This is a genomic window from Staphylococcus sp. EG-SA-17, from assembly GCF_017151845.1.
GTDB lineage: Bacteria > Bacillota > Bacilli > Staphylococcales > Staphylococcaceae > Staphylococcus > Staphylococcus aureus.
On the sequence record NZ_JACVZO010000015.1, the window covers coordinates 31,886 to 57,803 of the forward strand.

Consider the following 25,918-nt stretch of genomic DNA (forward strand, 5'->3'; position numbering starts at 1 on the left):
AGTGTAAAAGAGTTGATAAATGATTATATTGGGACTATAATATAATTAAGGTCAAAGAAAGTCAAAGTCAAAAGTGCAACTTGACCAACTCTACAAATTAGAGGTGAAATTATATGGATATAAATAAAATGACATATGCTGTTCAAAGTGCTTTACAACAAGCAGTTGAACTGAGTCAGCAACATAAATTACAAAATATAGAAATTGAGGCAATTTTAAGCGCTGCCTTAAATGAAAGTGAAAGCTTATATAAAAGTATTTTAGAACGAGCAAATATTGAGGTAGATCAATTAAACAAAGCTTATGAAGACAAACTAAACACGTATGCATCTGTAGAAGGTGACAATATACAATATGGTCAATATATTAGCCAACAAGCAAACCAATTGATAACTAAGGCTGAATCATACATGAAAGAATATGAAGATGAATATATTTCAATGGAGCATATTTTACGTTCGGCAATGGACATTGATCAAACAACAAAACATTATATAAATAATAAAGTAGAAGTTATCAAAGAAATTATTAAAAAAGTAAGAGGGGGAAATCACGTGACATCACAAAATCCAGAAGTTAATTACGAAGCATTAGCTAAATATGGCCGCGACTTAGTAGAAGAAGTTAGACAAGGTAAAATGGATCCTGTTATAGGAAGAGATGAAGAAATTCGAAATACGATTCGTATTTTAAGTCGTAAAACTAAAAACAACCCTGTGCTCATTGGTGAACCAGGTGTTGGTAAAACTGCAATTGTTGAAGGATTAGCGCAGCGTATAGTTAAGAAAGATGTGCCAGAATCATTATTAGATAAAACTGTTTTTGAGTTAGATTTAAGCGCATTAGTAGCGGGCGCTAAATATCGTGGTGAATTTGAAGAGAGATTAAAAGCAGTCCTAAAAGAAGTTAAAGAGTCTGATGGTAGAATTATATTATTTATTGATGAAATCCATATGCTTGTTGGTGCTGGTAAAACAGATGGTGCCATGGATGCAGGCAACATGCTAAAACCAATGTTAGCACGAGGAGAGTTACATTGTATTGGTGCAACAACTTTAAATGAATATCGAGAATATATTGAAAAAGATTCGGCATTAGAGCGTCGTTTCCAAAAAGTAGCAGTTAGTGAGCCTGATGTTGAAGATACAATTTCAATTTTACGTGGTTTAAAAGAACGATATGAAGTGTATCATGGTGTGCGTATTCAAGATAGAGCCTTAGTTGCTGCCGCTGAATTGTCTGATCGTTACATCACTGATCGTTTTTTACCAGATAAAGCGATTGATTTAGTTGACCAAGCATGTGCAACAATTCGTACGGAAATGGGATCAAATCCAACTGAATTGGATCAAGTTAATAGACGTGTCATGCAATTAGAAATTGAAGAAAGCGCACTTAAAAATGAATCTGACAATGCGAGCAAACAGAGATTACAAGAACTACAAGAAGAGCTTGCCAATGAAAAAGAGAAACAAGCAGCACTTCAATCTCGTGTAGAATCAGAAAAAGAAAAAATAGCAAATTTACAAGAAAAACGTGCGCAACTAGATGAAAGTAGACAAGCGTTGGAAGATGCACAAACAAATAACAATTTAGAAAAAGCTGCTGAACTACAATATGGAACAATTCCTCAATTGGAAAAAGAACTTAGAGAATTAGAGGATAATTTCCAAGATGAGCAAGGTGAAGATACAGATCGAATGATTCGTGAAGTTGTAACAGACGAAGAAATTGGCGATATTGTCAGCCAATGGACAGGCATACCAGTTTCAAAATTAGTTGAAACAGAACGTGAAAAATTACTTCACTTAAGTGACATCTTGCATAAACGTGTTGTAGGTCAAGATAAAGCGGTTGACCTGGTTTCAGATGCAGTAGTTAGAGCAAGAGCAGGTATTAAAGATCCAAACAGACCTATTGGTAGTTTCTTATTCCTAGGTCCAACTGGAGTAGGTAAAACTGAATTAGCTAAATCATTAGCTGCATCATTATTTGATTCTGAAAAACATATGATTCGTATTGATATGAGTGAATATATGGAAAAACATGCAGTATCAAGATTGATAGGGGCACCTCCAGGATATATTGGACATGATGAAGGGGGTCAATTAACTGAAGCGGTTCGTCGTAATCCATACTCAGTTATTTTATTAGATGAGGTTGAAAAAGCGCATACTGACGTCTTTAATGTATTATTGCAAATTTTAGATGAAGGTCGTTTAACTGATTCTAAAGGACGTAGCGTTGATTTTAAAAATACTATTATTATTATGACAAGTAATATTGGATCTCAAGTTTTATTAGAAAACGTAAAAGAGACTGGTGAAATTACAGAATCAACAGAAAAAGCTGTTATGACAAGTTTAAATGCATATTTCAAACCAGAAATTTTGAATCGTATGGATGATATCGTATTATTTAAACCATTATCTATTGATGACATGAGTATGATTGTAGATAAAATCTTAACGCAATTAAATATAAGATTACTAGAACAACGAATCTCAATTGAAGTTTCTGATGATGCTAAAGCTTGGCTAGGTCAAGAGGCTTATGAACCTCAATACGGTGCAAGACCATTAAAACGTTTTGTACAACGCCAAATTGAAACACCATTAGCACGTATGATGATTAAAGAGGGATTCCCAGAAGGTACAACGATTAAAGTTAATTTAAATTCAGACAATAACTTAACGTTTAATGTTGAAAAAATTCATGAATAAAATTGAACCAAGAATGTGATGATTAATCGCATTCTTGGTTTTTTAGATTTGAAATTTATTATAATTGTTCATTGGCAATATACTTTTTAAATGATCTAATAAACGCCAATATTTCTGGACTTTCTTTTTTGCTGTATATATATGTAAATGAAATAGGTGCTTGTAAAATTTTCGTGTTAATAACCGAAATATTGTAATCACTATCTGTTGTTATATAAATAGGCAGGAATGATATACCTTGATTCATTTCGATTAATTTAATTGAAGTATGCACATCATTGATAGATAGAAATTGTGCTTTTTCATAAATATTTAAAATATTATTTTTAAGTGATGACCAATATTCTGGATGGTTATCACTTATTATTTTGTATTTTTCAAATAAAGATGCCTCGGTTAGAAGATGATTATTCTCTTTATTGGGAGCAATCAATACAATTTTACCTTCGCATACTTTTTCAGAATGAACTTCTCTTAGTTTAGGTTGATTTCTGCTAATCCCGATGTCATACGTATGATTATTAATATCTTTTTCAATATTTTCATTTTTGACATGGAGAGAAACATCAATAAACGGATGCTCGTTAAAGAAAGATTTTAAAAATTTGGGCATAATGAATGTCGCGATATATGAAGACACGACAACATTTAATTTCGATTGAAACATCGTCTTTTTAAGTTGGATATGCTTGATGCCACTTTCATATTGTTCAATAAAACTTTGCGCAATTGGAAGAAATGTATGACCATCTTCAGTCAAGATAATTTGATTTTTATAAGTTTCAAATAGTTTCACATTGAGATGCTGTTCTAAATTTTTAATTTGCTTATGTATAGAAGGTATAGTGAGATTAATTTCTTCACTAGCTAATCGATAGTTTAACGTCTTCGCTAAAATGACAAATGTATAGTACCAATCCAAATTCATGAACTTACCTCTTTCAAAAAAGTTAATAATTCATTAGATAATATTTAATTTTTATTGCATAAAAATAATATTAATATTATATCAGAGGTTACCGAGGGGGTGAAGTAATATGATTCGAATTCAAGATAATACAATAAGGGATGGTATGCAACAAAGTAATGTTCGTAAAAGCATTATTGTAAAAAAAGAAGTGTTACAAGAAATAAATAAGATAAGCATAAATTCTGTGGAAGTTGGCATGTGCACAACTTTTGAGGATGAATATAATATTCATCAATACCGAGAAATTTTAAATAATGATAAAGAAATAGTAGTCTTAACTCGGCTAGATGAAAATGAAATTAATAAAATTCTAAATTTAAAAATACATAACCTAGCAGTAAAAATACTTTTACCAATATCTGATTTACACATAAAAGAAAAACTTAACTTCACAAGTGAGTATTACAATGAACGAATTAATAAGTGTTTAAATATGATAAAGGTAAATCAAGTAGCAATTGATATTTGTTTTGAAGATGCTACAAGATGTTCATTAGAAAAATTATGTGAATATATGGAAATGATTTCAAAATTTCCAATAAGAACAGTTACTTTTGCTGATACTGTTGGATGTTCAACTCCATTTGAATATGGAAATATTTTTAAGGAATTTGTAAAAAAATATCCAAATATAACTTTTTCTGCTCATTGTCATAATGATCTTGGATTGGCTACTGCCAACACATTTGCTGCTATTTTAAATGGTGCACAGCAAATCGAGACAACTTTTTTAGGAATTGGTGAAAGAGCAGGTAATGCCTCAATTGAAGAGATAATAGCAATTTTAACAAAAAAGCAAATAGTAATGACTTCATTGAATTTACCAGATATTTATAAAACTAGCATGAATATAAGTAAAATACTTGATATTCGATTAGCTGAAAATAAACCTGTTATCGGAAAAAATATATTTAAACATGAATCAGGCATTCATCAAGATGGCACTAATAAAAATATAAGTATGTACCAGTATATATTACCTAGTGATTTAGGATTAAAAAATTCAAAAGCAGTGCAATTTCCAATAAGTAATATTTCGAGTAAGAAAATTTTGAAAAATAAATTTAAATCAATTGTGCATCCTAAAGATATTGAGGAAAACATATCATTTTATAAACTCATAAACAAATTCATACCTGAGGTTGTACCTGAAGATACAGCAGACTTACTTCAGGTAATAAAAGGGAGGAGTAAAGATGGAAATTTTAAATGAATCTGTTGAAAGCTTTGAAAAATTATACTTACAACTACAAAATAGTTACCCCATAATTGTTCCCACGGATACAAATTATAATTTATGCAGCTTGTCTAACAATAAAATTTGCATTGATAGAATATTTAAATATAAAAAGCGTTCAAAAGACAAACCGTTATCTTTATTTATTGATGAACCAGAAGACTGGAAATTATATGGAGAAAATAAAAATGTAGAATTAGTAGATAAACTGGTTAATATATTTTGGCCAGGTCCATTAAATATTATTTTGAAAAATAAAACGAATTATAACTACATGCTTAATAATTCAGATAGTATTGCGATTGGATGTGTTCAAAATAAAACAATGAGAAATCTAATTTCCTACATTCAATCACCAATTGCTATCACTTCAGCGAATATTTCAGGAACTGCTGATGATATATTGATAACTGAAAATGAAGCAATTAAACATATGGGGAATAATGTTAATTATATGCTTAGGAGTAAAAATAAAAGTAAATATAAATCATCAAGTACGATTATTAAAGTGACGGGGAATAAAATTGAACTCTTAAGAGAAGGGGATATAAAATTCGAAGAAATAAAAGCAAAACTAGGTTCAGGTATTCAATATGAATAAATTAATACTTGGAATTTATTTATATCGAATTTTGTCAAGAGCTTACTTCTATTTGCCATTTTTATTAATTTATTTTTTAGCACAAAACTATTCTATAATGCAGTTAGAAATACTAATGGCGACATATGGAGTTGCAGCTTTTTTGTTCGGTTTATATAAAGAGAAAATATTTAGAATTTATCAGATAAAAGATGCTTATAAATTAATTGTGAGTGAGGTATTTAAAATAATAGGCTTAATATTATTATTGTATCCAAGCCATTTTTATATTTTATTAGTAGCCCAACTGTTATTAGGTTTGAGTTATTCAATAATGGCTGGAGTAGATACTTCTATTATTAAAATGAATATAAAAAATCATAAACTTATACAAAATAAATCTAATGGTTATATGTTTTTATCATTATTAATTTCAGGAATTATTGGGAGTTACCTTTATGGAATTAATATAAAATGGCCGATTTATATGACAGGTTTATTTTCGATTTTAACAATTTTAGTTATTCTACTCACATTGGTTGAAAACGTTGATTGTAATATAAAATCGGAATCTAAGAGAAAGAGAAAAAAATTATTGGCTGATGAGAAATTTTGGGTATTACATTATTCTTTTTTAAGAGCTTTAATATTAGGGTTTTTTGTAGGATTTATTCCAATTAATTTGTATATTGATTTAAAACTGAATAACGTTCAATTTATATCTGTATTAACTAGTTATACAATAATGGGTTACATTTCTTCCCGCTACTTGACTAGATATTTGAATTATAAATTTCTATCTGAAATTTGTTTAGTAATATTTTTAATAATATATACATTCCAAAATATTATTGCAATTACAATCGCTATTTTATTTTTAGGGATTTCTTCAGGCTTAACTCGTCCTCAGACAATTAATGAACTTTCAAATAGTAGTAACTTAGCAGCTATACTTAATTACGCGGAAACACTGTACTTTATTTTTAATATAGCATTTTTACTTATTGGTGGTTACCTATATTCAATTGGAACTATTCAATATTTAATGTTATTTATGTCATTATTGACGTTTATATATTTACTAACATTATTTTATTTAAGGAGAGATCAACATGAAAATCAACACAGAATTTAAAGGAAATAATATACCATATGAATATGCGGCAGGCGCAGATATAAGTGATTTAATAAATGGCAATCCAATTAAATCATTCCCGTTTGAAATAACAGAACTTCCAAAAGATACTAAATATCTTGCATGGTCTCTGATAGATTATGATGCAATACCAGTTTGCGGATTTGCATGGATTCATTGGAGCGTTGCTAATGTAAGTGTCACTCGTGATTCAATTTCAATTAAACCTGATTTATCAAGAACAAAGGGCGACTATGTACAAGGTAAAAATAGCTTCACTAGTGGTTTGTTAGCTGATGATTTTTCAGAAATAGAAAATCACTATGTAGGACCTACACCACCTGATCAAGATCATCAATATGAATTAACAGTTTATGCGTTAGATCATTCTTTAAATTTGAAGAATGGGTTCTACTTGAATGAATTTTTAAAAGAAGTAAATCAACATAAAATTGATCAAACAAGTATTAACCTTATAGGAAGAAAAATTTAATACTAAATATCTCATCAATATAAAATTGTTCAATTAAAAGTACAAAGAAACAAAGGTTTTAATTTATATATTAGGTACGGCGTTCGCTATAATGCAAAGAAGTAATTAAATTTAAGAAATGTAAACTTAGTTATTGTAATGTGAATTTATTTGAAAAAATAGAAAGTATTAACAATTATAGCTTTTACATTAATTAAAATTTATTTTTAAAAACAAGTAAACAATTTACATACTTATAATTTTTGAAACTTTTCAATTTGTGTTATATTGATTTTGTAAGATACTTTAACTCACAAAGGAGAGAGATTATATGAAATTAAAATCATTTATAACTGTAACTTTGGCACTGGGCATGATCGCAACGACTGGCGCTACTGTGGCAAGTAATGAGGTATCTGCAGCAGAAAAGGACAAACAACCAGCAACTCAAAAAGCTAAAGAAATGCAAAATGTTCCATATACAATTGCAGTAGATGGCATTATGGCTTTCAATCAATCTTACTTAAATTTACCAAAAGATAGCCAATTATCATATTTAGATTTAGGAAATAAAGTTAAAGCTTTATTATATGATGAACGCGGTGTAACACCTGAGAAGATTCGAAATGCAAAATCTGCCGTTTACACGATTACTTGGAAAGATAGTAGTAAAAAAGAAGTGGATCTTAAGAAAGATAGCTACACAGCAAACTTGTTTGATTCAAATTCAATTAAACAAATTGATATTAATGTAAAAACTAAATAAACACTTAAAATTATCAAATTCAACATGAAGCATTTAATTTTACAGTGATGATTATAATATAATTGCCTTGATACAAAGATTACTCGTAAATGACATCTTTGTATTAAGGCTTTTTCTAAATTTAAAAGTGATGGGTTAGAGGTCATTGAGCTTTAAAATATTCAAAATACAAAACATTAATGGCCAAAAATAAAAGCCGCCTTTATCTGGGCAGCTTCAATAATAAGAAAGACATATTTCATTTTATACTAAATAGTTATTGTGATGAATCTTTCGGCGGTTTAATTACTGCAGCAAAAATTGCTGTGAAAATCGTGAACAATACTGCCATGATAATTGGATTCACTAAATTTAAGCTGTCTCCACCTACTAGGCTATTAAGTACAAAGTTAACCATTTGCATTAATAATAATGCCCAAAAGAATGTTACGAGGTGTTTCATGTCATTCTACCTCCACTTTAATTATATATATTTTATTTTAAGTGAAAGTTAGAAATTTGTATAGTAACATCTCATATATTTTGACCATATTATACAGTTTAAATAAATGATTTTATCTGAATGGCTATTATAATTTAAGCACATTAAAACAAATTTCATACTGGAATTTGACGATAATAAAGCATTAAAATTTTATTAACTAGTCAATATTCCTACCTCTGACTTGAGTTTAAAAAGTAATCTATGTTAAATTAATACCTGGTATTAAAAATTTTATTAAGAAGGTGTTCAACTATGAACGTGGGTATTAAAGGTTTTGGTGCATATGCACCAGAAAAGATTATTGACAATGCCTATTTTGAGCAATTTTTAGATACATCTGATGAATGGATTTCTAAGATGACTGGAATTAAAGAAAGACATTGGGCAGATGACGATCAAGATACTTCAGATTTAGCATATGAAGCAAGTGTAAAAGCAATCGCTGACGCTGGTATTCAGCCCGAAGATATAGATATGATAATTGTTGCCACAGCAACTGGAGATATGCCATTTCCAACTGTCGCAAATATGTTGCAAGAACGTTTAGGGACGGGCAAAGTTGCCTCTATGGATCAACTTGCAGCATGTTCAGGATTTATGTATTCAATGATTACAGCTAAACAATATGTTCAATCTGGAGATTATCATAATATTTTAGTTGTCGGTGCAGATAAATTATCTAAAATAACAGATTTAACTGACCGTTCTACTGCAGTTCTATTTGGAGATGGTGCAGGTGCGGTTATTATCGGTGAAGTTTCAGAAGGCAGAGGTATTATAAGTTATGAAATGGGTTCTGATGGCACTGGTGGTAAACATTTATATTTAGATAAAGATACTGGTAAACTGAAAATGAATGGTCGAGAAGTATTTAAATTTGCTGTTAGAATTATGGGTGATGCATCAACACGTGTAGTTGAAAAAGCGAATTTAACATCAGATGATATAGATTTATTTATTCCTCATCAAGCTAATATTAGAATTATGGAATCAGCTAGAGAACGCTTAGGTATTTCAAAAGACAAAATGAGTGTTTCTGTAAATAAATATGGAAATACTTCAGCTGCGTCAATACCTTTAAGTATCGATCAAGAATTAAAAAATGGTAAACTCAAAGATGATGATACAATTGTTCTTGTCGGATTCGGTGGCGGCCTAACTTGGGGCGCAATGACAATAAAATGGGGAAAATAGGAGGATAACGAATGAGTCAAAATAAAAGAGTAGTTATTACAGGTATGGGAGCCCTTTCTCCAATCGGTAATGATGTCAAAACAACATGGGAGAATGCTCTAAAAGGCGTAAATGGTATCGATAAAATTACACGTATCGATACTGAACCTTATAGCGTTCACTTAGCAGGAGAACTTAAAAACTTTAATATTGAAGATCATATCGACAAAAAAGAAGCGCGTCGTATGGATAGATTTACTCAATATGCAATTGTAGCAGCTAGAGAGGCTGTTAAAGATGCGCAATTAGATATCAATGAAAATACTGCAGATCGAATCGGTGTATGGATTGGTTCTGGTATCGGTGGTATGGAAACATTTGAAATTGCACATAAACAATTAATGGATAAAGGCCCAAGACGTGTGAGTCCATTTTTCGTACCAATGTTAATTCCTGATATGGCAACTGGGCAAGTATCAATTGACTTATGTGCAAAAGGACCAAATGGTGCAACAGTTACAGCATGTGCAACAGGTACAAATTCAATCGGAGAAGCATTTAAAATTGTGCAACGCGGTGATGCAGATGCAATGATTACTGGTGGTACAGAAGCACCAATTACTCATATGGCAATTGCTGGTTTCAGTGCAAGTCGAGCGCTTTCTACAAATGATGACATTGAAACAGCATGTCGTCCATTCCAAGAAGGTAGAGACGGTTTTGTTATGGGTGAAGGTGCTGGTATTTTAGTAATCGAATCTTTAGAATCAGCACAAGCTCGAGGTGCCAATATTTATGCTGAGATAGTTGGCTATGGTACTACAGGTGATGCTTATCATATTACAGCGCCAGCTCCAGAAGGTGAAGGCGGTTCTAGAGCAATGCAAGCAGCTATGGATGATGCTGGTATTGAACCTAAAGATGTACAATACTTAAATGCCCATGGTACAAGTACTCCTGTTGGTGACTTAAATGAAGTTAAAGCTATTAAAAATACATTTGGTGAAGCAGCTAAACACTTAAAAGTTAGCTCAACAAAATCAATGACTGGTCACTTACTTGGTGCAACAGGTGGAATTGAAGCAATCTTCTCAGCGCTTTCAATTAAAGACTCTAAAGTCGCACCGACAATTCATGCGGTAACACCAGACCCAGAATGTGATTTGGATATTGTTCCAAATGAAGCGCAAGACCTTGATATTACTTATGCAATGAGTAATAGCTTAGGATTCGGTGGACATAACGCAGTATTAGTATTCAAGAAATTTGAAGCATAATTATAAAAATCTTCAGTAACGTTGTTTTAGTTACTGAAGATTTTTTCTGTTTCTTTATACTAAGATGAGCGACAGCACAATCGTCATAATAAAATATAGAATATTTATTAATAATAAGGGGATTATCCATGTAGAAACAAAGTAATGCTCTTTTTTTACCTCTTGTGGGTTGAAAAATGGATCATCAGAGATAGACTTCTTCTTTTTCGAAGATGACATTTGATACTTTAATCTTCTAAAACCATAACTTGTCGCATCAAAAATGCCTTCTTGTACAAGTAAAATCAAAAATATGCTAATAAAAATAATTAATGAAACATAAAACAATATATTTAAATATGTAATGATAGTATGGCTATTAAAAACCCATATAATAAACGTTAATATTGGCGTTATTAGTGCCATTCCAAGCCATTTTTTCAACATTTGATCACTCCCACTTATAGAAAACTCTTACGCATAGTTTACATTAAAATGAGACATTGAGGAATGATTTTTTAATTTCTTCAGCTTTATTGAAATTCTAAAATCAATCATTCTTCATTAGTTTAAAGCAAAAAAATATTGATATATAGTAAATATTGTATATATAATATTAGTTAAGATTTCAGAAAATTTTGAAGGGAATGGAAATTTAGAAATCGGAATTTGTTAGAGGAGGGGATTAGATGGGGAAATATATTTTCAAACGATTTATTTATATGCTTATTTCTTTATTTATTATTATTACAATTACATTTTTCTTAATGAAATTAATGCCAGGTTCGCCATTTAACGATGCTAAATTAAATGCTGAACAAAAAGAAATTTTAAATGAAAAATATGGATTAAATGATCCTGTAGCTACGCAGTATTTACATTATTTAAAAAATGTTGTTACAGGCGATTTTGGTAATTCATTCCAGTATCATAATCAACCTGTGTGGGATTTGATTAAACCGAGACTACTACCTTCTTTTGAAATGGGTCTTACAGCAATGTTCATCGGTGTGATACTGGGACTTATTTTAGGTGTTGCAGCAGCTACTAAACAAAATTCTTGGGTTGACTATACAACTACAGTTATTTCAGTTATTGCAGTATCTGTACCATCTTTTGTACTTGCTGTACTTTTACAATATGTATTTGCAGTTAAATTAAGATGGTTCCCAGTAGCTGGATGGGAAGGTTTTTCGACCGCGGTATTACCGTCACTTGCATTATCTGCAGCTGTTTTAGCAACTGTCTCCAGATACATAAGAGCAGAGATGATTGAGGTATTAAGTTCAGACTACATTTTATTAGCGAGAGCTAAAGGTAATTCGACAATGCGTGTACTTTTTGGACATGCACTTAGAAATGCTTTAATTCCAATTATTACAATTATCGTTCCCATGTTAGCAAGTATTTTAACAGGCACTTTAACTATTGAAAATATTTTTGGGGTTCCTGGATTAGGGGATCAATTCGTACGTTCAATTACAACAAATGATTTTTCAGTAATCATGGCAATCACACTATTATTTAGCACACTGTTTATCGTTTCTATTTTTATTGTAGATATTTTGTACGGTGTGATAGATCCACGAATTCGTGTTCAAGGAGGTAAAAAATAATGGCTGAAAATAAAAACAATTTGTCGATTAACGAAGATCATTCTAATGCAGCTATGACGCATACCTCTGACGCTATCGCATCATCTGATTTTATTATTAGAGAATTAGATTTTAATCAGGAACCTGAAATGCAACGAGAAAGCAAAAACTTTTGGCAAGATGCTTGGGCTCAATTAAAACGAAATAAGTTAGCTGTTGTCGGTATGATAGGTTTAATTATCATTGTAATATTTGCTTTTATCGGTCCAGTTATAAATAAACATGATTATGCTGAACAAAATGTACAACATAGAAATCTTCCGGCAAAAATACCTGTATTAGACAAAGTTCCATTTTTACCTTTTGATGGTAAAGATGCAGATGGCAAGGATGCTTATAAAGCAGCAAATGCTAAAGAAAATTATTGGTTTGGTACTGATCAGTTGGGTCGAGATTTATGGACAAGAACATGGAAAGGTGCTCAAATTTCATTGTTTATCGGTGTTGTTGCAGCGATGTTAGATATTTTTATTGGCGTTGTATATGGTGCGATTTCTGGATTCTTCGGTGGACGTGTCGATACGATTATGCAACGTATACTTGAAGTCATAGCATCTATTCCGAATTTAATTGTCGTAATTTTATTTGTATTAATTTTTGAACCATCCATTTGGACAATTATATTGGCTATGTCTATCACAGGCTGGTTAGGCATGAGCAGAGTTGTACGTGGAGAATTTTTAAAATTAAAAAATCAAGAGTTTGTCATGGCTTCGAAAACATTGGGGGCTTCAAAATTCAAATTGATATTTAAGCATATTTTACCTAATACATTAGGTGCTATCGTGGTTACATCAATGTTTACAGTACCTAGTGCTATTTTCTTCGAAGCATTTTTAAGTTTCATTGGTATAGGTGTACCCGCACCTCAAACATCGTTAGGGTCATTAGTAAATGATGGGCGCGCAATGTTATTAATTTATCCACATGAATTATTTATACCAGCAATGATTTTAAGTTTATTAATTCTATTCTTTTACTTATTTAGTGATGGATTACGTGATGCATTTGATCCGAAAATGCGTAAATAAAAGGGGGCATAGCATATGACTGAAAGAATATTAGAAGTAAATGATTTGCATGTTTCCTTTGATATTACAGCAGGGGAAGTGCAGGCAGTGAGAGGTGTAGATTTTTATTTAAACAAAGGGGAAACATTGGCAATTGTTGGTGAATCAGGTTCAGGTAAATCTGTAACAACAAAAGCAATTACAAAATTATTCCAAGGGGACACAGGAAGAATTAAAAAGGGAGAAATTTTATTTTTAGAGGAAGATTTAGCAAAAAAACCTGAAAATGAGTTAATTAAATTACGTGGCAAAGATATTTCAATGATCTTTCAAGATCCAATGACATCTTTAAACCCAACGATGCAAATTGGTAAACAAGTCATGGAACCATTAATTAAGCACAAAAATTATAGTAAAGCACAAGCTAAAAAGCGCGCATTGGAAATACTAAATCTTGTAGGTTTACCAAATGCAGAAAAAAGATTTAAAGCATATCCACATCAATTTTCAGGTGGACAAAGGCAAAGAATTGTTATTGCAACCGCATTAGCTTGTGAACCTAAAGTGCTCATTGCTGATGAACCAACGACTGCATTAGACGTAACGATGCAGGCACAAATTTTAGATTTAATGAAAGAACTACAACAAAAAATCGATACAGCAATTATTTTTATAACGCATGATTTAGGGGTTGTTGCGAATATTGCTGATAGAGTGGCAGTTATGTATGGTGGTCAAATGGTTGAAACAGGAGATGTTAACGAAATATTTTATGATCCAAAGCATCCATATACATGGGGATTATTATCGTCAATGCCTGATTTATCAACAACAAATGACACACCATTACTAGCGATTCCTGGAGCGCCACCTGATTTATTACACCCACCTAAAGGTGATGCATTTGCGAGACGTAGTCAATATGCATTAGATATTGATTTTAAAGTAGAACCACCGTGGTTTAAAGTTTCACCGACACATTTTGTGAAATCTTGGTTATTAGACGCACGTGCACCAAAAGTTGAACTACCCGAGCTGGTAAAACAATGTATGAAACCGATGCCTAATAATTATGAAAAACCACTCAAGGTAGAAAGGGTGTCGTTCAATGAAAAATGATGAAGTGCTATTATCTATTAAAAATTTAAAGCAATATTTTAACGCAGGAAAGAAAAACGAAGTGAGAGCGATTGAAAATATTTCGTTTGAATTATACAAAGGGGAAACATTAGGTTTAGTAGGAGAATCGGGGTGTGGTAAATCTACAACTGGTAAATCAATTATCAAACTTAATGATATTACAAGTGGAGAAATTTTGTATGAGGGTATTGATATACAAAAGATTCGTAAACGCAAAGATTTGCTTAAATTTAATAAAAAGATACAGATGATTTTTCAAGACCCATATGCGTCTTTAAATCCTAGGTTAAAAGTAATGGATATAGTAGCTGAAGGTATTGATATCCATCATTTAGCAACTGATAAACGTGACCGTAAAAAACGTGTCTATGATTTACTTGAAACTGTTGGATTAAGTAAAGAACATGCCAATCGTTATCCTCATGAATTTTCAGGCGGACAACGCCAACGTATTGGAATTGCCCGTGCATTAGCCGTTGAACCAGAATTTATTATTGCAGATGAACCTATTTCAGCATTGGATGTTTCGATTCAAGCTCAAGTAGTCAATTTGTTATTAAAATTACAGCGTGAAAAAGGTATTACATTCCTATTTATTGCACATGATTTATCAATGGTGAAGTATATCTCTGATCGAATTGCAGTCATGCATTTTGGGAAAATTGTAGAAATCGGACCAGCAGACGATATTTATCAATATCCATTACATGATTATACTAAGTCTTTATTGTCGGCAATTCCTCAACCGGATCCTGAATCGGAACGTAGTCGCAAACGATTTAGTTATATTGATGATGAAGCAAATAATCATTTAAGACAATTACATGAAATAAGACCACAGCATTTTGTCTTTAGTACTGAAGAAGAAGCGGCACAACTACGAGAAAATAAATTGGTGACACAAAATTAAGGGAAGGGGGAAATGCAATGACGAGAAAATTTAGAACACTTATTTTAATTTTGATTGCTACAATTGCATTAAGTGGTTGTGCTAATGATGATGGTATTTATTCAGATAAAGGTCAAGTATTCAGAAAAATTTTGTCATCAGACTTAACATCCCTTGATACATCATTAATAACGGATGAAATATCTTCTGAAGTGACTGCGCAAACATTCGAAGGTTTATACACATTAGGAAAAGGTGACAAACCGGTGTTAGGTGTTGCGAAAGCTTTTCCTGAAAAGAGTAAAGATGGTAAAACTATAAAGGTTAAATTAAGAAGCGATGCTAAATGGAGCAATGGTGACAAAGTGACTGCACAAGACTTTGTTTATGCTTGGAGAAAAACAGTTGACCCTAAAACAGGTTCTGAATTTGCATACATTATGGGGGACATTAAAAATGCGAGTGATATTAGTACTGGTAAGAAACCTGTAGAGCAATTAGGTATCAAAGCATTAAATGATGAAACATTACAAATTGAATTAGAAAAGCCGGTTCCATATATTAATCAATTATTAGCACTTAATACATTTGCACCTCAAAATGAAAAAGTTGCCAAAAAATATGGTAAAAATTACGGTACGGCAGCTGATAGAGCGGTATACAATGGTCCATTTAAAGTTGATGATTGGAAACAAGAAGATAAAACCTTACTATCTAAAAATCAGTATTATTGGGATAAAAAGAATGTAAAATTAGATAAAGTGAATTATAAAGTTATTAAAGACTTACAAGCCGGTGCATCATTGTATGATACTGAATCAGTAGATGACGCAGTTATTACTGCAGATCAAGTAAATAAATATAAAGATAACAAAGGATTAAACTTTGTGTTAACGACTGGGACATTTTTTGTAAAAATGAATGAAAAACAATATCCTGATTTTAAAAACAAAAATTTAAGACTGGCTATCGCACAAGCAATAGATAAAAAAGGATACGTTGATTCAGTGAAAAACAATGGCTCAATTCCTTCCGATACACTAACAGCCAAAGGAATTGCGAAAGCACCGAATGGCAAAGATTATGCGAGTACCATGAATTCACCGTTAAAATATAATCCTAAAGAAGCAAGAGCACATTGGGAAAAAGCTAAAAAAGAGTTAGGTAAAAATGAAGTGACATTTTCTATGAACACAGAAGATACGCCAGATGCAAAAATATCTGCAGAATATATCAAATCGCAAGTTGAGAAAAATTTACCAGGTGTTACTTTAAAAATTAAGCAATTGCCATTTAAGCAAAGAGTTTCATTAGAGTTAAGTAACAATTTTGAAGCATCACTTAGTGGTTGGTCTGCAGATTACCCTGATCCTATGGCTTATTTAGAAACAATGACCACAGGTAGCGCACAAAATAATACAGACTGGGGTAATAAAGAATATGATCAATTACTTAAAGTAGCAAGAACCAAATTGGCACTTCAACCGAACGAACGATATGAAAACTTGAAAAAAGCAGAAGAAATGTTCCTAGGAGATGCACCGGTAGCACCAATTTATCAAAAAGGTGTTGCACATTTAACAAATCCTCAAGTAAAAGGATTAATTTACCATAAATTTGGTCCAAATAACTCACTTAAACATGTCTATATTGATAAATCGATAGATAAAGAAACAGGTAAGAAGAAAAAATAATATGCTTTGTAAATTAGGCTGGAGACATATCTCCAGTCTTTTTGTGTTGGATAGAAACTTTGGGAATAAAAATTTAAAATAAGTCGTTTTTTAAATTACTGAAATTGATTAAATGCATAAATAACTGAATATTCTAAAAATAAACTTGTAATAATTTTTTCTATGAGTAAACTAAAAAGAAAAATTAGATTGAAAGTAGGAGGCATATAAATGGGGAAGCTAATTAAATATATTTCAATACTTATTGTTATCGTTTTAGTGTTGAGTGCTTGCGGAAAAAGCAGTAATAAAGACGAAGGAGTAAAAGATGCTACTAAAACAGAAACCTCAAAACATAAAGGTGGTACCTTAAATGTAGCATTAACAGCACCTCCAAGTGGTGTTTATTCTTCGTTATTAAATAGTACACATGCGGATGCTGTAGTTGAGGGATATTTTAACGAAAGCTTATTAGCAACTGATAAAAAAATACGTCCTAAGGCATATATTGCTTCATGGAAGGACATCGAGCCGGCTAAGAAAATAGAATTTAAAATTAAAAAAGGTATTAAATGGCATGATGGTAATGAATTGAAAATTGATGATTGGATTTATTCAATTGAAGTCTTAGCTAACAAGGACTACGAAGGTGCTTATTATCCAAGTGTAGAAAATATCCAAGGTGCGAAAGATTATCATGAAGGAAAAACTGATCATATTAGCGGATTGAAGAAAATAGATGACTACACTATGCAGGTTACATTTGATAAAAAACAAGAAAATTACTTAACAGGATTTATTACTGGACCTTTATTAAGTAAAAAATATTTATCAGATGTACCAATTAAAGATTTAGCGAAATCAGATAAAATCCGAAAATATCCTATTGGTATTGGACCGTATAAAGTTAAGAAAATCGTTCCAGGTGAGGCTGTTCAACTCGTTAAATTTGATGATTATTGGCAAGGTAAGCCTGCACTAGACAAAATCAATTTAAAAGTTATTGATCAAGCTCAAATTATTAAGGCAATGGAAAAAGGCGATATTGATGTTGCGAATGATGCTACCGGTGCAATGGCAAAAGATGCTAAGTCATCTAATGCTGGTCTCAAGGTATTATCTGCGCCAAGCTTAGACTACGGTTTAATAGGATTCGTATCTCATGATTACGATAAAAAATCTAATAAAACTGGTAAAGTGAGACCAAAATATGAAGACAAAGAATTACGTAAAGCAATGCTTTATGCAATTGATAGAGAAAAATGGATCAAAGCATTTTTCAATGGTTACGCTAGTGAAATAAATAGTTTTGTACCATCAATGCATTGGATAGCTGCTGATCCTAAGGAACTAAACGATTATAAATATGATCCTGAAAAAGCTAAAAAAATCTTAGATAAGTTAGGTTATAAAGATAGAGATGGTGATGGATTTAGAGAAGATCCTAAAGGTAATAAATTTGAGATTAACTTTAAACATTATTCAGGTTCAAATCCTACTTTTGAACCAAGAACTGCTGCGATAAAAGATTTCTGGGAAAAAGTTGGCTTGAAAACAAATGTGAAGTTAGTAGAATTCGGTAAATATAATGAAGACTTAGCAAATGCATCTAAAGATATGGAAGTGTACTTTAGATCATGGGCAGGAGGTACAGATCCAGATCCATCAGATTTATACCACACTGATAGACCTCAAAATGAAATGAGAACAGTTTTACCAAAATCAGATCAATATTTAGATGATGCATTAGACTTCGAAAAAGTAGGCATTGATGAAAAGAAACGTAAAGATATTTATGTTAAATGGCAAAAATATATGAATGATGAGTTACCTGGATTACCAATGTTCCAAGGTAAATCGATAACTATTGTTAACGATAAAGTACGAAACTTAGACATTGAAATTGGAACTGATCAAAGTTTATATAATTTAACTAAAGAAGCTTAGTAATGTAACCTCGACGATTTTGTCGAGGTTTACTTATATGGGGGGATGTTATGAATAATGTATTGTTAGAGGTTAAAGATTTAGAAACATCATTAAAAATAAATAATGAATGGTTAGCAACTGTTGAAAATATTTCTTTTGAATTATCTAAAGGAGAAGTTTTGGGTATAGTAGGGGAATCTGGTTGCGGTAAGTCCATATTAAGTAAGTCAATTATTAAATTATTACCAGAAAAGATATCTAAACTAAGTAGTGGAGAAGTTATATTTGATGGTAAACGAATCGATACGCTCAATGAGAAGCAATTGCTAGATATTCGAGGAAATGATATTGCTATGATTTTTCAAGAACCTATGACTGCTTTAAATCCTGTATTTACCATAAAAAATCAACTTGTGGAATCTATAAAATCACATAAAAAATTTCTAAAAAAGAAGCAAATAACTTAGCAAAAGATTTACTAAAAAAAGTTGGAATTGCTAGACAAGATGAAATATTAAATAGCTATCCTCATCAATTATCTGGTGGTATGAGACAAAGAGTAATGATTGCAATGGCCATTTCATGTTCTCCTAAATTATTAATTGCTGATGAACCTACAACAGCATTGGATGTCACGATTCAAGCGCAAATATTAGACTTATTAAAAGAATTGCAAAAGGAAACGCAAATGGCAATTATGATGATTACACATGATTTGAGTGTAGTTGCTGAGTTTTGCGATAAAGTCTTAGTTATGTATGCAGGTCAAATTGTAGAATTTGGAGGCATAAAAGAAATACTACACAATCCGAAACATCCTTATACCCAAAAATTATTATCAACAATTCCAAAACTTAAAGAAGAGCAGAAACGACTTGAAACGATAGAAGGAATTGTGCCATCAATCCAAGCATTTCACGTTAATAAGTGCAGATTTGCAAATAGATGTAACAAAAAAATGGATATTTGTAATAATCAATCTCCTAAAATGCATGTTTGTGAAGACGTCATTGTACGTTGTCATTTGTACAAAAATGAATATAAGGAGATATAAGAATGGAAAATATTTTAGAAGTCAACCAAATAAAAAAATACTACAAAATTAAAACTGGATTATTACAAAAAACTCAGTACGTTAAAGCTGTTGATGACGTATCGTTTTCAATAAAAAAAGGACAAACTTTTGGATTAGTAGGAGAATCGGGTTGTGGTAAGTCAACGTTAGGTAAAGTGATTATCAGGCTTGAAGATGCAACTTCAGGCTCAATAATTGTTAATGGTGAAGATATAACAAGATTACAAGGTAAAAAACTCAGAAAATCACGACAACAATATCAGATGATATTTCAAGATCCGTATGCATCATTGAATCCGATGCAAATGGTTGGAGATATCATTTCAGAACCTATTTTAAATTATAAAAAATTGCCAAAAGAAGAAATAAAAAAAGAAGTACTATATTTATTAAAATGTGTTGGCCTAAGTGAAGATGCATATTATAAATATGCACATGAATTTTCAGGTGGACAGAGACAAAGAGTGGGAATTGCAAGAGCATTGGCTTTGCGTCCGAGTTTAATTGTTGCTGATGAGCCTGTAAGTGCATTAGATGTATCTGTTCAATCTCAAGTACTGAATTTATTAAAAGATTTACAAGAACAATTTAACTTAAGCTATTTATTTATCGCACATGATTTAAGTGTAGTAAAACATATAAGTGATGTCATTGGAGTTATGTATTTAGGTCATATAGTTGAAATCGCATCTGATAAAGAAATTTATGAAAATCCCAAACATCCATATACAAAAGCGTTGATTTCATCAATACCACAAATTGATAAACATAATAACAATAGAATTATATTAAAAGGAGAATTACCTTCGCCAAGTAATCCGCCGCAAGGTTGTCCTTTTCATACAAGATGTCCGATTGCAAAAGATAAATGTAAAGAAAATATACCACAATTAAAGGACATTGGTGATGAACATCAAGTTGCTTGTTTTTATGTAAATAAAGTAGGTGATTTAAATGGTTAAATTAATATTAAAGAGATTAGGTTTAATGATTCCGTTACTAATTTTAATTTCTATTGTTGTATTTTCATTAGCTATCATTCAACCAGGAGATCCATTTTCAGATTTACAAAACGGAAAAATAAAACAAGAAGCGATAAATGCACAAAGGGAAAAGTTAGGCCTCAACGACTCTATATCACATCAATACATTAGATGGGTCAATCATGTTATACATGGTGATTTAGGGGAGTCAATCAAATATAAAAGGCCGGTAATTGATGTTATTGAGGAAAGAATTCCAAATACAATATTACTCGGTGCTATGTCATTAATTATTACTTATATTATCTCATTTGCTTTAGGAATAACGTCAGGTAGATATTCTTACAGTTTGACTGATTATACTGTGCAAATATTTAATTATTTGATGTTAGCTATTCCATCTTTTATTGCGGGAGTATTTGCAATTTTTATTTTTTCTTTTGAATTACAATGGTTTCCGTTTCAAGGTTCTGTTGATATTAACCTTAAAGAAGGTACTTTTGAATATTATATGAGTAAAATTTATCATACATTTTTGCCTGCATTAACTTTAGGATTATTATCTACTGCTGGTTATATTCAATATTTACGTAATGATATTATTGAAAATTCTAAAAAAGATTATGTATTGACGGCAAGGTCAAAAGGATTATCTATGAATAAAATTTATAATAAACATATATTGAGAAATTCTTTAATACCTATTATTACATTTTTAGGTGCTGATATTGTAAGTATTTTAGGTGGAGCTGTGATTACTGAGACTATCTTTTCATATAACGGTATCGGTAAATTATTTTTAGAATCGGTAATAGGTCAAGACTATCCATTAATGATGGCATTAACGTTGTTTTTCTCATTTTTAGGTTTACTGGGTAATTTGATTTCTGATATTACTTATGGATTTATAGATCCAAGAATTAGAAGTAACTAGGGGGGATTGGAATGCAAAATAAGTCAAAATCGCCTTTTAAAATTGCATTGTCTAAATTTATTCATAATAAAATTGCAATGTTATCGATTATTTTTTTATTAATCATAACTATTGTATCAATTATAGCGCCATTAATAGCTCCTTTTCCAGTGAACCAACAAGATTTATTAAATATAAAAGGTGAAATGACAGCACAAAACATTCTTGGTACAGACTCCGGTGGTAGGGATAACTTTAGTCGTTTGTTATATGCAGGTCGTATTTCATTATCCATTGGAATTACATCTACAATAGGAATGCTTTTGATTGGAATTACAGTTGGAGTGATTTCTGGTTATTTTGGAAGTATTGTTGATACATTATTAATGAGAATAACCGAATTTGTTATGTTATTTCCATTTTTAATATTTGCAATTGTATTAAATGCTGCACTTGGAGATAAAATTAAAAATCCTTATGGATCTGCCATAATTCTTGTTCTAGTTATTATCGTATTAAGTTGGGGAGGTATTGCAAGACTTGTTCGTGGTAAAGTACTTCAAGAAAAAGAAAATGAATACTTTTTGGCAGCAAAATCAATTGGTACACCCACATATAAAATTATTTTGAAACATCTTTTGCCGAATATATTAAGTGTAGTTATCGTACAAGCAACATTGTTATTTGCCGGTATGATTGTAGTGGAATCAGGATTGAGTTTTTTAGGATTCGGAATTAGTAAAGCAATCCCATCTTGGGGTAATATGTTGAGTGATGCTCAAGAAGGGGATGTTATAAGTGGTAAACCGTGGATATGGATGCCACCTGCTATAATGATTACATTAACTATATTAAGTATAAACTTTGTAGGTGAAGGGCTTAAAGATGCTTTTAATCCTAGAGGTAGACGTTAAATAATAAACAGGCTGGGACATAAATCCCTAAAAAACAGCAGTAAGATAATTTTCAATTAGAAAATATCTTACTGCTGTTCTCTATTTATACAATACTTCGTATTGAATGGCTTCGCTTTGCCCATCTGGCACATTACTGTAAAATTCTATAAATAGAATTTTTGATGATGGGTCCCTTCCTAGGGTGCCGTCTCAGCCTCGGTCTTCGACTGGCACTGCCCCCTCAGGAGTCTCGCCATTAATACTACGTATTAACATGTAATTTTACTTTTAAATACTTAAAAAAATAAGACACTTTGCCCAACTTGCACATAAATGTAAAATTCAATAAAATGAATTTTCTGTGTTGGGTCCCTTCGTATAATTTAATAAATACCACTAAACTAAATTAACGAGGTGCCTTATGTATAAAAATTATAACATGACCCAACTTACACTACCAATAGAAACTTCTGTTAGAATTCCTCAAAATTGGAAATATGACGAATTTAATGATGAGTTTATATGTCCTAATAACAAAAGAATAGGTTTTAAAAGATATGCGTACCGTAATGATAGATATGGTTTTAAACGTGACTTCAAGCTATATGAACGCGATGACTGTTCAGCATGTTCTTTGAGACATCAATGCATGAAGCCAAATTTGAAATCCAATAAGAAAATCATGAAGAATTATAATTGGGAATACTTTAAAGCCCAAATTAATCAAAAGCTTTCTAAACCAGAAACGAAAAAAATCTATAGTCAAAGAAAAATTGATGTAGAGCCTGTTTTTGGATTTATGAAGGCTATTTTGGGTTTCACTCGAATGTCAGTTCGAGGAATAAATAAAGTTAAACGAGAGCTAGGTTTTGTATTAATGGCACTTAATATAAGGGAAATAGCAGCTCAACGAGCTGTACATTATAAAATACATATCAAAAAAGCTGATTTCTATCAAATAATTAATAGAAATCAGCTTTTTTACATTGCCTAAGAACTTAATGTCCAAAGCTCTTATTTTATCTCTTACGTCCTAAACCCATCGCTTTTTCCATTTTTTTGACAGTTTTAAATGAAACTTTGTGTGCTTTATCTCTACCTTGATCTAAAATATCATCAAGTTTATCTGAGTTATAGAAACTTTCGTATTTTTCTTGGAATTCTACTAAAAATGCTTTAACTATTTCAGCAAGGTCGCCTTTAAATTTACCGTAACCTTCACCTTCATATTTTGCCTCAATATCTTTAATAGGCATGTCTGTTAATCCAGCGTATATTGAAATTAAATTTGTAATACCTGGTTTATTGTCGCGGTCGAATTTAATAATACCGTCTGAATCAGTCACAGCACTTTTAATTTTTTTAGCAGCAACATTTGGTTCGTCTAATAATGAAATGAAGTTTTTAGTATTATCATCACTCTTACTCATTTTTCTTGTTGGGTCTTGTAAACTCATGACACGTCCACCAACTTTAGGCATACGAATTTCAGGTTTCACAAGCACATCATTATAGCGACTATTAAATCTATCTACAAGGTTACGAGTCAATTCGATATGCTGCTTTTGGTCATCGCCAACTGGAACGATATTAGTATTGTAAAGAACAATATCAGCTGCCATTAAAGGTGGATATGTTAATAGACCAGCTGGTATACCTTCAACTGCTTTCTGAGCTTTATCTTTGTATTGCGTCATACGCTCTAATTCTCCAACAGAAGCAATCGTAGTTAACATCCATCCTGCTTGTACGTGTGCAGGGACTTCAGATTGTATGAACAATGTTGCTTTGTCTGGATCTATACCAGAAGCTAAATAAATCGCTGCTAATTGTCTAGTTTGTTTACGTAATTTTAAGCGATCTTGTGGCATTGTAATTGCATGTTGATCTACGATACAGAAATAACAATCATAGTCATTTTGCACATCAACAAATTGTTTTAGTGCGCCAATATAATTTCCAATAGTAGGAATTCCACTAGGTTGGATGCCTGAAAATAATGTCTCCATTTAAATGCCTACTTTCTTAGTAATATTTTAATAATTATCATTATAACAGTATTTCTTAAAAATGTAAGATGTGTTAGAATATACGTATAACTTACTACTAACAAAGGGATTAATAATCTTTTTTATAAGTGTAGAAACTTATCTGAAAAATTAGGTTTTTCTCATTTAATTTTAATGTTAGATAGTTATAATAAATAGTAACGATTAAGAATTTTAGAAAAAAATGTTTTTTCTTGATCTATAACTAAATTTTAAGCAATGAATTTTATTCATTCAAATAGGAGAGTGAGATGTATGGTAACATTATTTACTTCACCAAGTTGCACATCTTGCCGTAAAGCGAAAGCATGGTTACAAGAACATGACATTCCGTATACGGAGCGTAATATTTTTTCTGAACATTTAACAATTGATGAAATTAAGCAAATATTAAAAATGACTGAAGACGGTACTGATGAAATCATTTCTACACGTTCTAAAACATACCAAAAATTAAATGTTGATATTGATTCACTACCATTACAAGACTTATATTCAATCATTCAAGATAATCCTGGCTTATTACGTCGTCCAATTATTTTAGATAATAAACGACTACAAGTTGGTTATAATGATGACGAGATTCGACGTTTCTTACCTAGAAAAGTTCGTACGTTCCAATTACAAGAAGCACAACGTATGGTTGACTAATAACCATTTAACTATGTGTCATACTTTACTAAAAGATATGTCAAGCAACACTATTTCTATAGTGTTGCTTTTTTGGTTGTAAAAAGAAAACCATACGCTATGCGTATGGTTCAGAAAAGGTTCTACCATTGTCACAAAAAATGCATCTCTACGTGCTAGAATAAATATTGGTCAGCCAACCAAAATAATCAACACGAGGAGATGCTATTTAATGTCATCTGACACAAACAGTTTAGCACATACAAAATGGAATTGTAAGT

At 31.3% G+C, this 25,918-nt stretch carries 22 protein-coding genes and 2 pseudogenes; 20 read left to right on the plus strand and 4 right to left on the minus strand.

The genetic code is table 11. From position 1 onward, the window contains the following. Positions 1 to 113 precede the first annotated feature (113 nt). Positions 114 to 2,723 (plus strand): ATP-dependent chaperone ClpB, encoded by a 2,610-nt coding sequence (gene clpB / locus IDG65_RS08520; RefSeq protein ID WP_000353955.1) that lies wholly within the window; start codon positions 114 to 116, stop codon positions 2,721 to 2,723. A 58-nt stretch (positions 2,724 to 2,781) separates the two neighbouring features. Here clpB and IDG65_RS08525 read toward each other — a convergent pair whose 3' ends face one another. Beyond that, a complete protein-coding gene (locus tag IDG65_RS08525; protein WP_001047062.1) occupies positions 2,782 to 3,651 on the minus strand; it encodes a LysR family transcriptional regulator in 870 nt (289 codons plus the stop codon). Between the two features lie 109 nt (positions 3,652 to 3,760). On the opposite strand from IDG65_RS08525, the gene IDG65_RS08530 reads away from it, so the two are divergent. The 5 genes from IDG65_RS08530 (at position 3,761) to IDG65_RS08550 (ending at position 7,883) form a co-directional block, all read left to right on the plus strand. Further along, positions 3,761 to 4,906 carry a LeuA family protein gene (locus tag IDG65_RS08530; protein ID WP_000619353.1) on the plus strand — a complete coding sequence of 382 codons (1,146 nt, stop codon included), beginning with the start codon at positions 3,761 to 3,763 and terminating at the stop codon, positions 4,904 to 4,906. Beyond that, positions 4,890 to 5,531 carry an L-threonylcarbamoyladenylate synthase gene (locus IDG65_RS08535; RefSeq protein WP_052997639.1) on the plus strand — a complete coding sequence of 214 codons (642 nt, stop codon included), beginning with the start codon at positions 4,890 to 4,892 and terminating at the stop codon, positions 5,529 to 5,531. Before IDG65_RS08530 ends, IDG65_RS08535 begins: the two co-directional genes overlap by 17 nt. After that, positions 5,524 to 6,645, plus strand: a complete 1,122-nt coding sequence (locus IDG65_RS08540; protein ID WP_001037456.1) for an MFS transporter — start codon at positions 5,524 to 5,526, stop codon at positions 6,643 to 6,645. Before IDG65_RS08535 ends, IDG65_RS08540 begins: the two co-directional genes overlap by 8 nt. Beyond that, positions 6,623 to 7,138 carry a YbhB/YbcL family Raf kinase inhibitor-like protein gene (locus IDG65_RS08545; RefSeq protein ID WP_000700883.1) on the plus strand — a complete coding sequence of 172 codons (516 nt, stop codon included), beginning with the start codon at positions 6,623 to 6,625 and terminating at the stop codon, positions 7,136 to 7,138. Before IDG65_RS08540 ends, IDG65_RS08545 begins: the two co-directional genes overlap by 23 nt. Positions 7,139 to 7,448: 310 nt before the next feature. Continuing rightward, positions 7,449 to 7,883: an MAP domain-containing protein gene (locus tag IDG65_RS08550; RefSeq protein ID WP_000769692.1), complete on the plus strand. Its 435-nt coding sequence runs from the start codon at positions 7,449 to 7,451 to the stop codon at positions 7,881 to 7,883. Positions 7,884 to 8,139: 256 nt separating this feature from the next. On the opposite strand, the gene IDG65_RS08555 is transcribed toward IDG65_RS08550, so the two are convergent. Continuing rightward, positions 8,140 to 8,325: a YjzD family protein gene (locus IDG65_RS08555; RefSeq protein WP_000682088.1), complete on the minus strand. Its 186-nt coding sequence runs from the start codon at positions 8,323 to 8,325 to the stop codon at positions 8,140 to 8,142. Positions 8,326 to 8,619: 294 nt separating this feature from the next. On the opposite strand from IDG65_RS08555, the gene IDG65_RS08560 reads away from it, so the two are divergent. Both IDG65_RS08560 and fabF read left to right on the plus strand, forming a co-directional pair. Continuing rightward, positions 8,620 to 9,561 carry a beta-ketoacyl-ACP synthase III gene (locus IDG65_RS08560; protein WP_001100526.1) on the plus strand — a complete coding sequence of 314 codons (942 nt, stop codon included), beginning with the start codon at positions 8,620 to 8,622 and terminating at the stop codon, positions 9,559 to 9,561. A gap of 11 nt (positions 9,562 to 9,572) precedes the next feature. After that, entirely contained in the window at positions 9,573 to 10,817 is a 1,245-nt protein-coding gene (fabF, locus tag IDG65_RS08565) for a beta-ketoacyl-ACP synthase II (protein WP_000081233.1), read from the plus strand. A gap of 54 nt (positions 10,818 to 10,871) precedes the next feature. Here the strand turns inward: fabF and IDG65_RS08570 are convergent, their stop codons facing one another. Beyond that, the gene (locus IDG65_RS08570; RefSeq protein WP_000915157.1) at positions 10,872 to 11,243 is read right to left on the minus strand and encodes a DUF3899 domain-containing protein; all 372 of its coding nucleotides are present in this window, start codon (positions 11,241 to 11,243) and stop codon (positions 10,872 to 10,874) included. A gap of 242 nt (positions 11,244 to 11,485) precedes the next feature. Here IDG65_RS08570 and opp3b point away from each other — a divergent pair, with 242 nt between their 5' ends. From opp3b to IDG65_RS08625, 11 genes and pseudogenes are all read left to right on the plus strand, one after another. After that, positions 11,486 to 12,412: an oligopeptide ABC transporter permease gene (gene opp3b / locus IDG65_RS08575; RefSeq protein ID WP_000521535.1), complete on the plus strand. Its 927-nt coding sequence runs from the start codon at positions 11,486 to 11,488 to the stop codon at positions 12,410 to 12,412. After that, positions 12,412 to 13,482, plus strand: coding sequence for an oligopeptide ABC transporter permease (gene opp3C / locus IDG65_RS08580; protein ID WP_000829647.1), 1,071 nt, complete (start codon positions 12,412 to 12,414; stop codon positions 13,480 to 13,482). The genes opp3b and opp3C overlap by 1 nt, the downstream gene beginning before the upstream one ends. A 15-nt stretch (positions 13,483 to 13,497) precedes the next feature. Then, positions 13,498 to 14,580 carry an ABC transporter ATP-binding protein gene (locus tag IDG65_RS08585; RefSeq protein ID WP_000140044.1) on the plus strand — a complete coding sequence of 361 codons (1,083 nt, stop codon included), beginning with the start codon at positions 13,498 to 13,500 and terminating at the stop codon, positions 14,578 to 14,580. Next, positions 14,570 to 15,511, plus strand: a complete 942-nt coding sequence (locus IDG65_RS08590) for an ABC transporter ATP-binding protein (RefSeq protein WP_000786752.1) — start codon at positions 14,570 to 14,572, stop codon at positions 15,509 to 15,511. The genes IDG65_RS08585 and IDG65_RS08590 overlap by 11 nt, the downstream gene beginning before the upstream one ends. A 17-nt stretch (positions 15,512 to 15,528) precedes the next feature. Then, positions 15,529 to 17,184 (plus strand): peptide ABC transporter substrate-binding protein, encoded by a 1,656-nt coding sequence (locus IDG65_RS08595; RefSeq protein WP_000197013.1) that lies wholly within the window; start codon positions 15,529 to 15,531, stop codon positions 17,182 to 17,184. A gap of 210 nt (positions 17,185 to 17,394) precedes the next feature. Continuing rightward, complete coding sequence (gene opp4A, locus IDG65_RS08600; protein WP_000517164.1) at positions 17,395 to 19,110, plus strand: oligopeptide ABC transporter substrate-binding protein; 1,716 nt, start codon at positions 17,395 to 17,397, stop codon at positions 19,108 to 19,110. A 50-nt stretch (positions 19,111 to 19,160) separates the two neighbouring features. Further along, positions 19,161 to 20,146 (plus strand): annotated as a pseudogene (locus IDG65_RS08605) (ABC transporter ATP-binding protein). A 2-nt stretch (positions 20,147 to 20,148) separates the two neighbouring features. Further along, on the plus strand, positions 20,149 to 21,129 hold the full coding sequence (locus IDG65_RS08610) for an ABC transporter ATP-binding protein (protein WP_000427769.1): 981 nt from the start codon (positions 20,149 to 20,151) through the stop codon (positions 21,127 to 21,129). Further along, positions 21,122 to 22,084 carry an oligopeptide ABC transporter permease gene (opp4B, locus tag IDG65_RS08615; RefSeq protein WP_000239820.1) on the plus strand — a complete coding sequence of 321 codons (963 nt, stop codon included), beginning with the start codon at positions 21,122 to 21,124 and terminating at the stop codon, positions 22,082 to 22,084. The genes IDG65_RS08610 and opp4B overlap by 8 nt, the downstream gene beginning before the upstream one ends. Positions 22,085 to 22,095: 11 nt before the next feature. After that, the gene (gene opp4C, locus IDG65_RS08620) at positions 22,096 to 22,977 is read left to right on the plus strand and encodes an oligopeptide ABC transporter permease (protein WP_001180267.1); all 882 of its coding nucleotides are present in this window, start codon (positions 22,096 to 22,098) and stop codon (positions 22,975 to 22,977) included. 466 nt (positions 22,978 to 23,443) lie between these two features. Next, positions 23,444 to 23,953 (plus strand): annotated as a pseudogene (locus IDG65_RS08625) (transposase); the annotation flags it as partial. Between the two features lie 25 nt (positions 23,954 to 23,978). Here IDG65_RS08625 and trpS read toward each other — a convergent pair. Beyond that, positions 23,979 to 24,968, minus strand: coding sequence for a tryptophan--tRNA ligase (gene trpS / locus IDG65_RS08630; protein ID WP_000448941.1), 990 nt, complete (start codon positions 24,966 to 24,968; stop codon positions 23,979 to 23,981). A 294-nt stretch (positions 24,969 to 25,262) separates the two neighbouring features. On the opposite strand from trpS, the gene spxA reads away from it, so the two are divergent. After that, positions 25,263 to 25,658, plus strand: coding sequence for a transcriptional regulator SpxA (gene spxA / locus IDG65_RS08635; RefSeq protein WP_000258001.1), 396 nt, complete (start codon positions 25,263 to 25,265; stop codon positions 25,656 to 25,658). Positions 25,659 to 25,918: the final 260 nt, after the last annotated feature.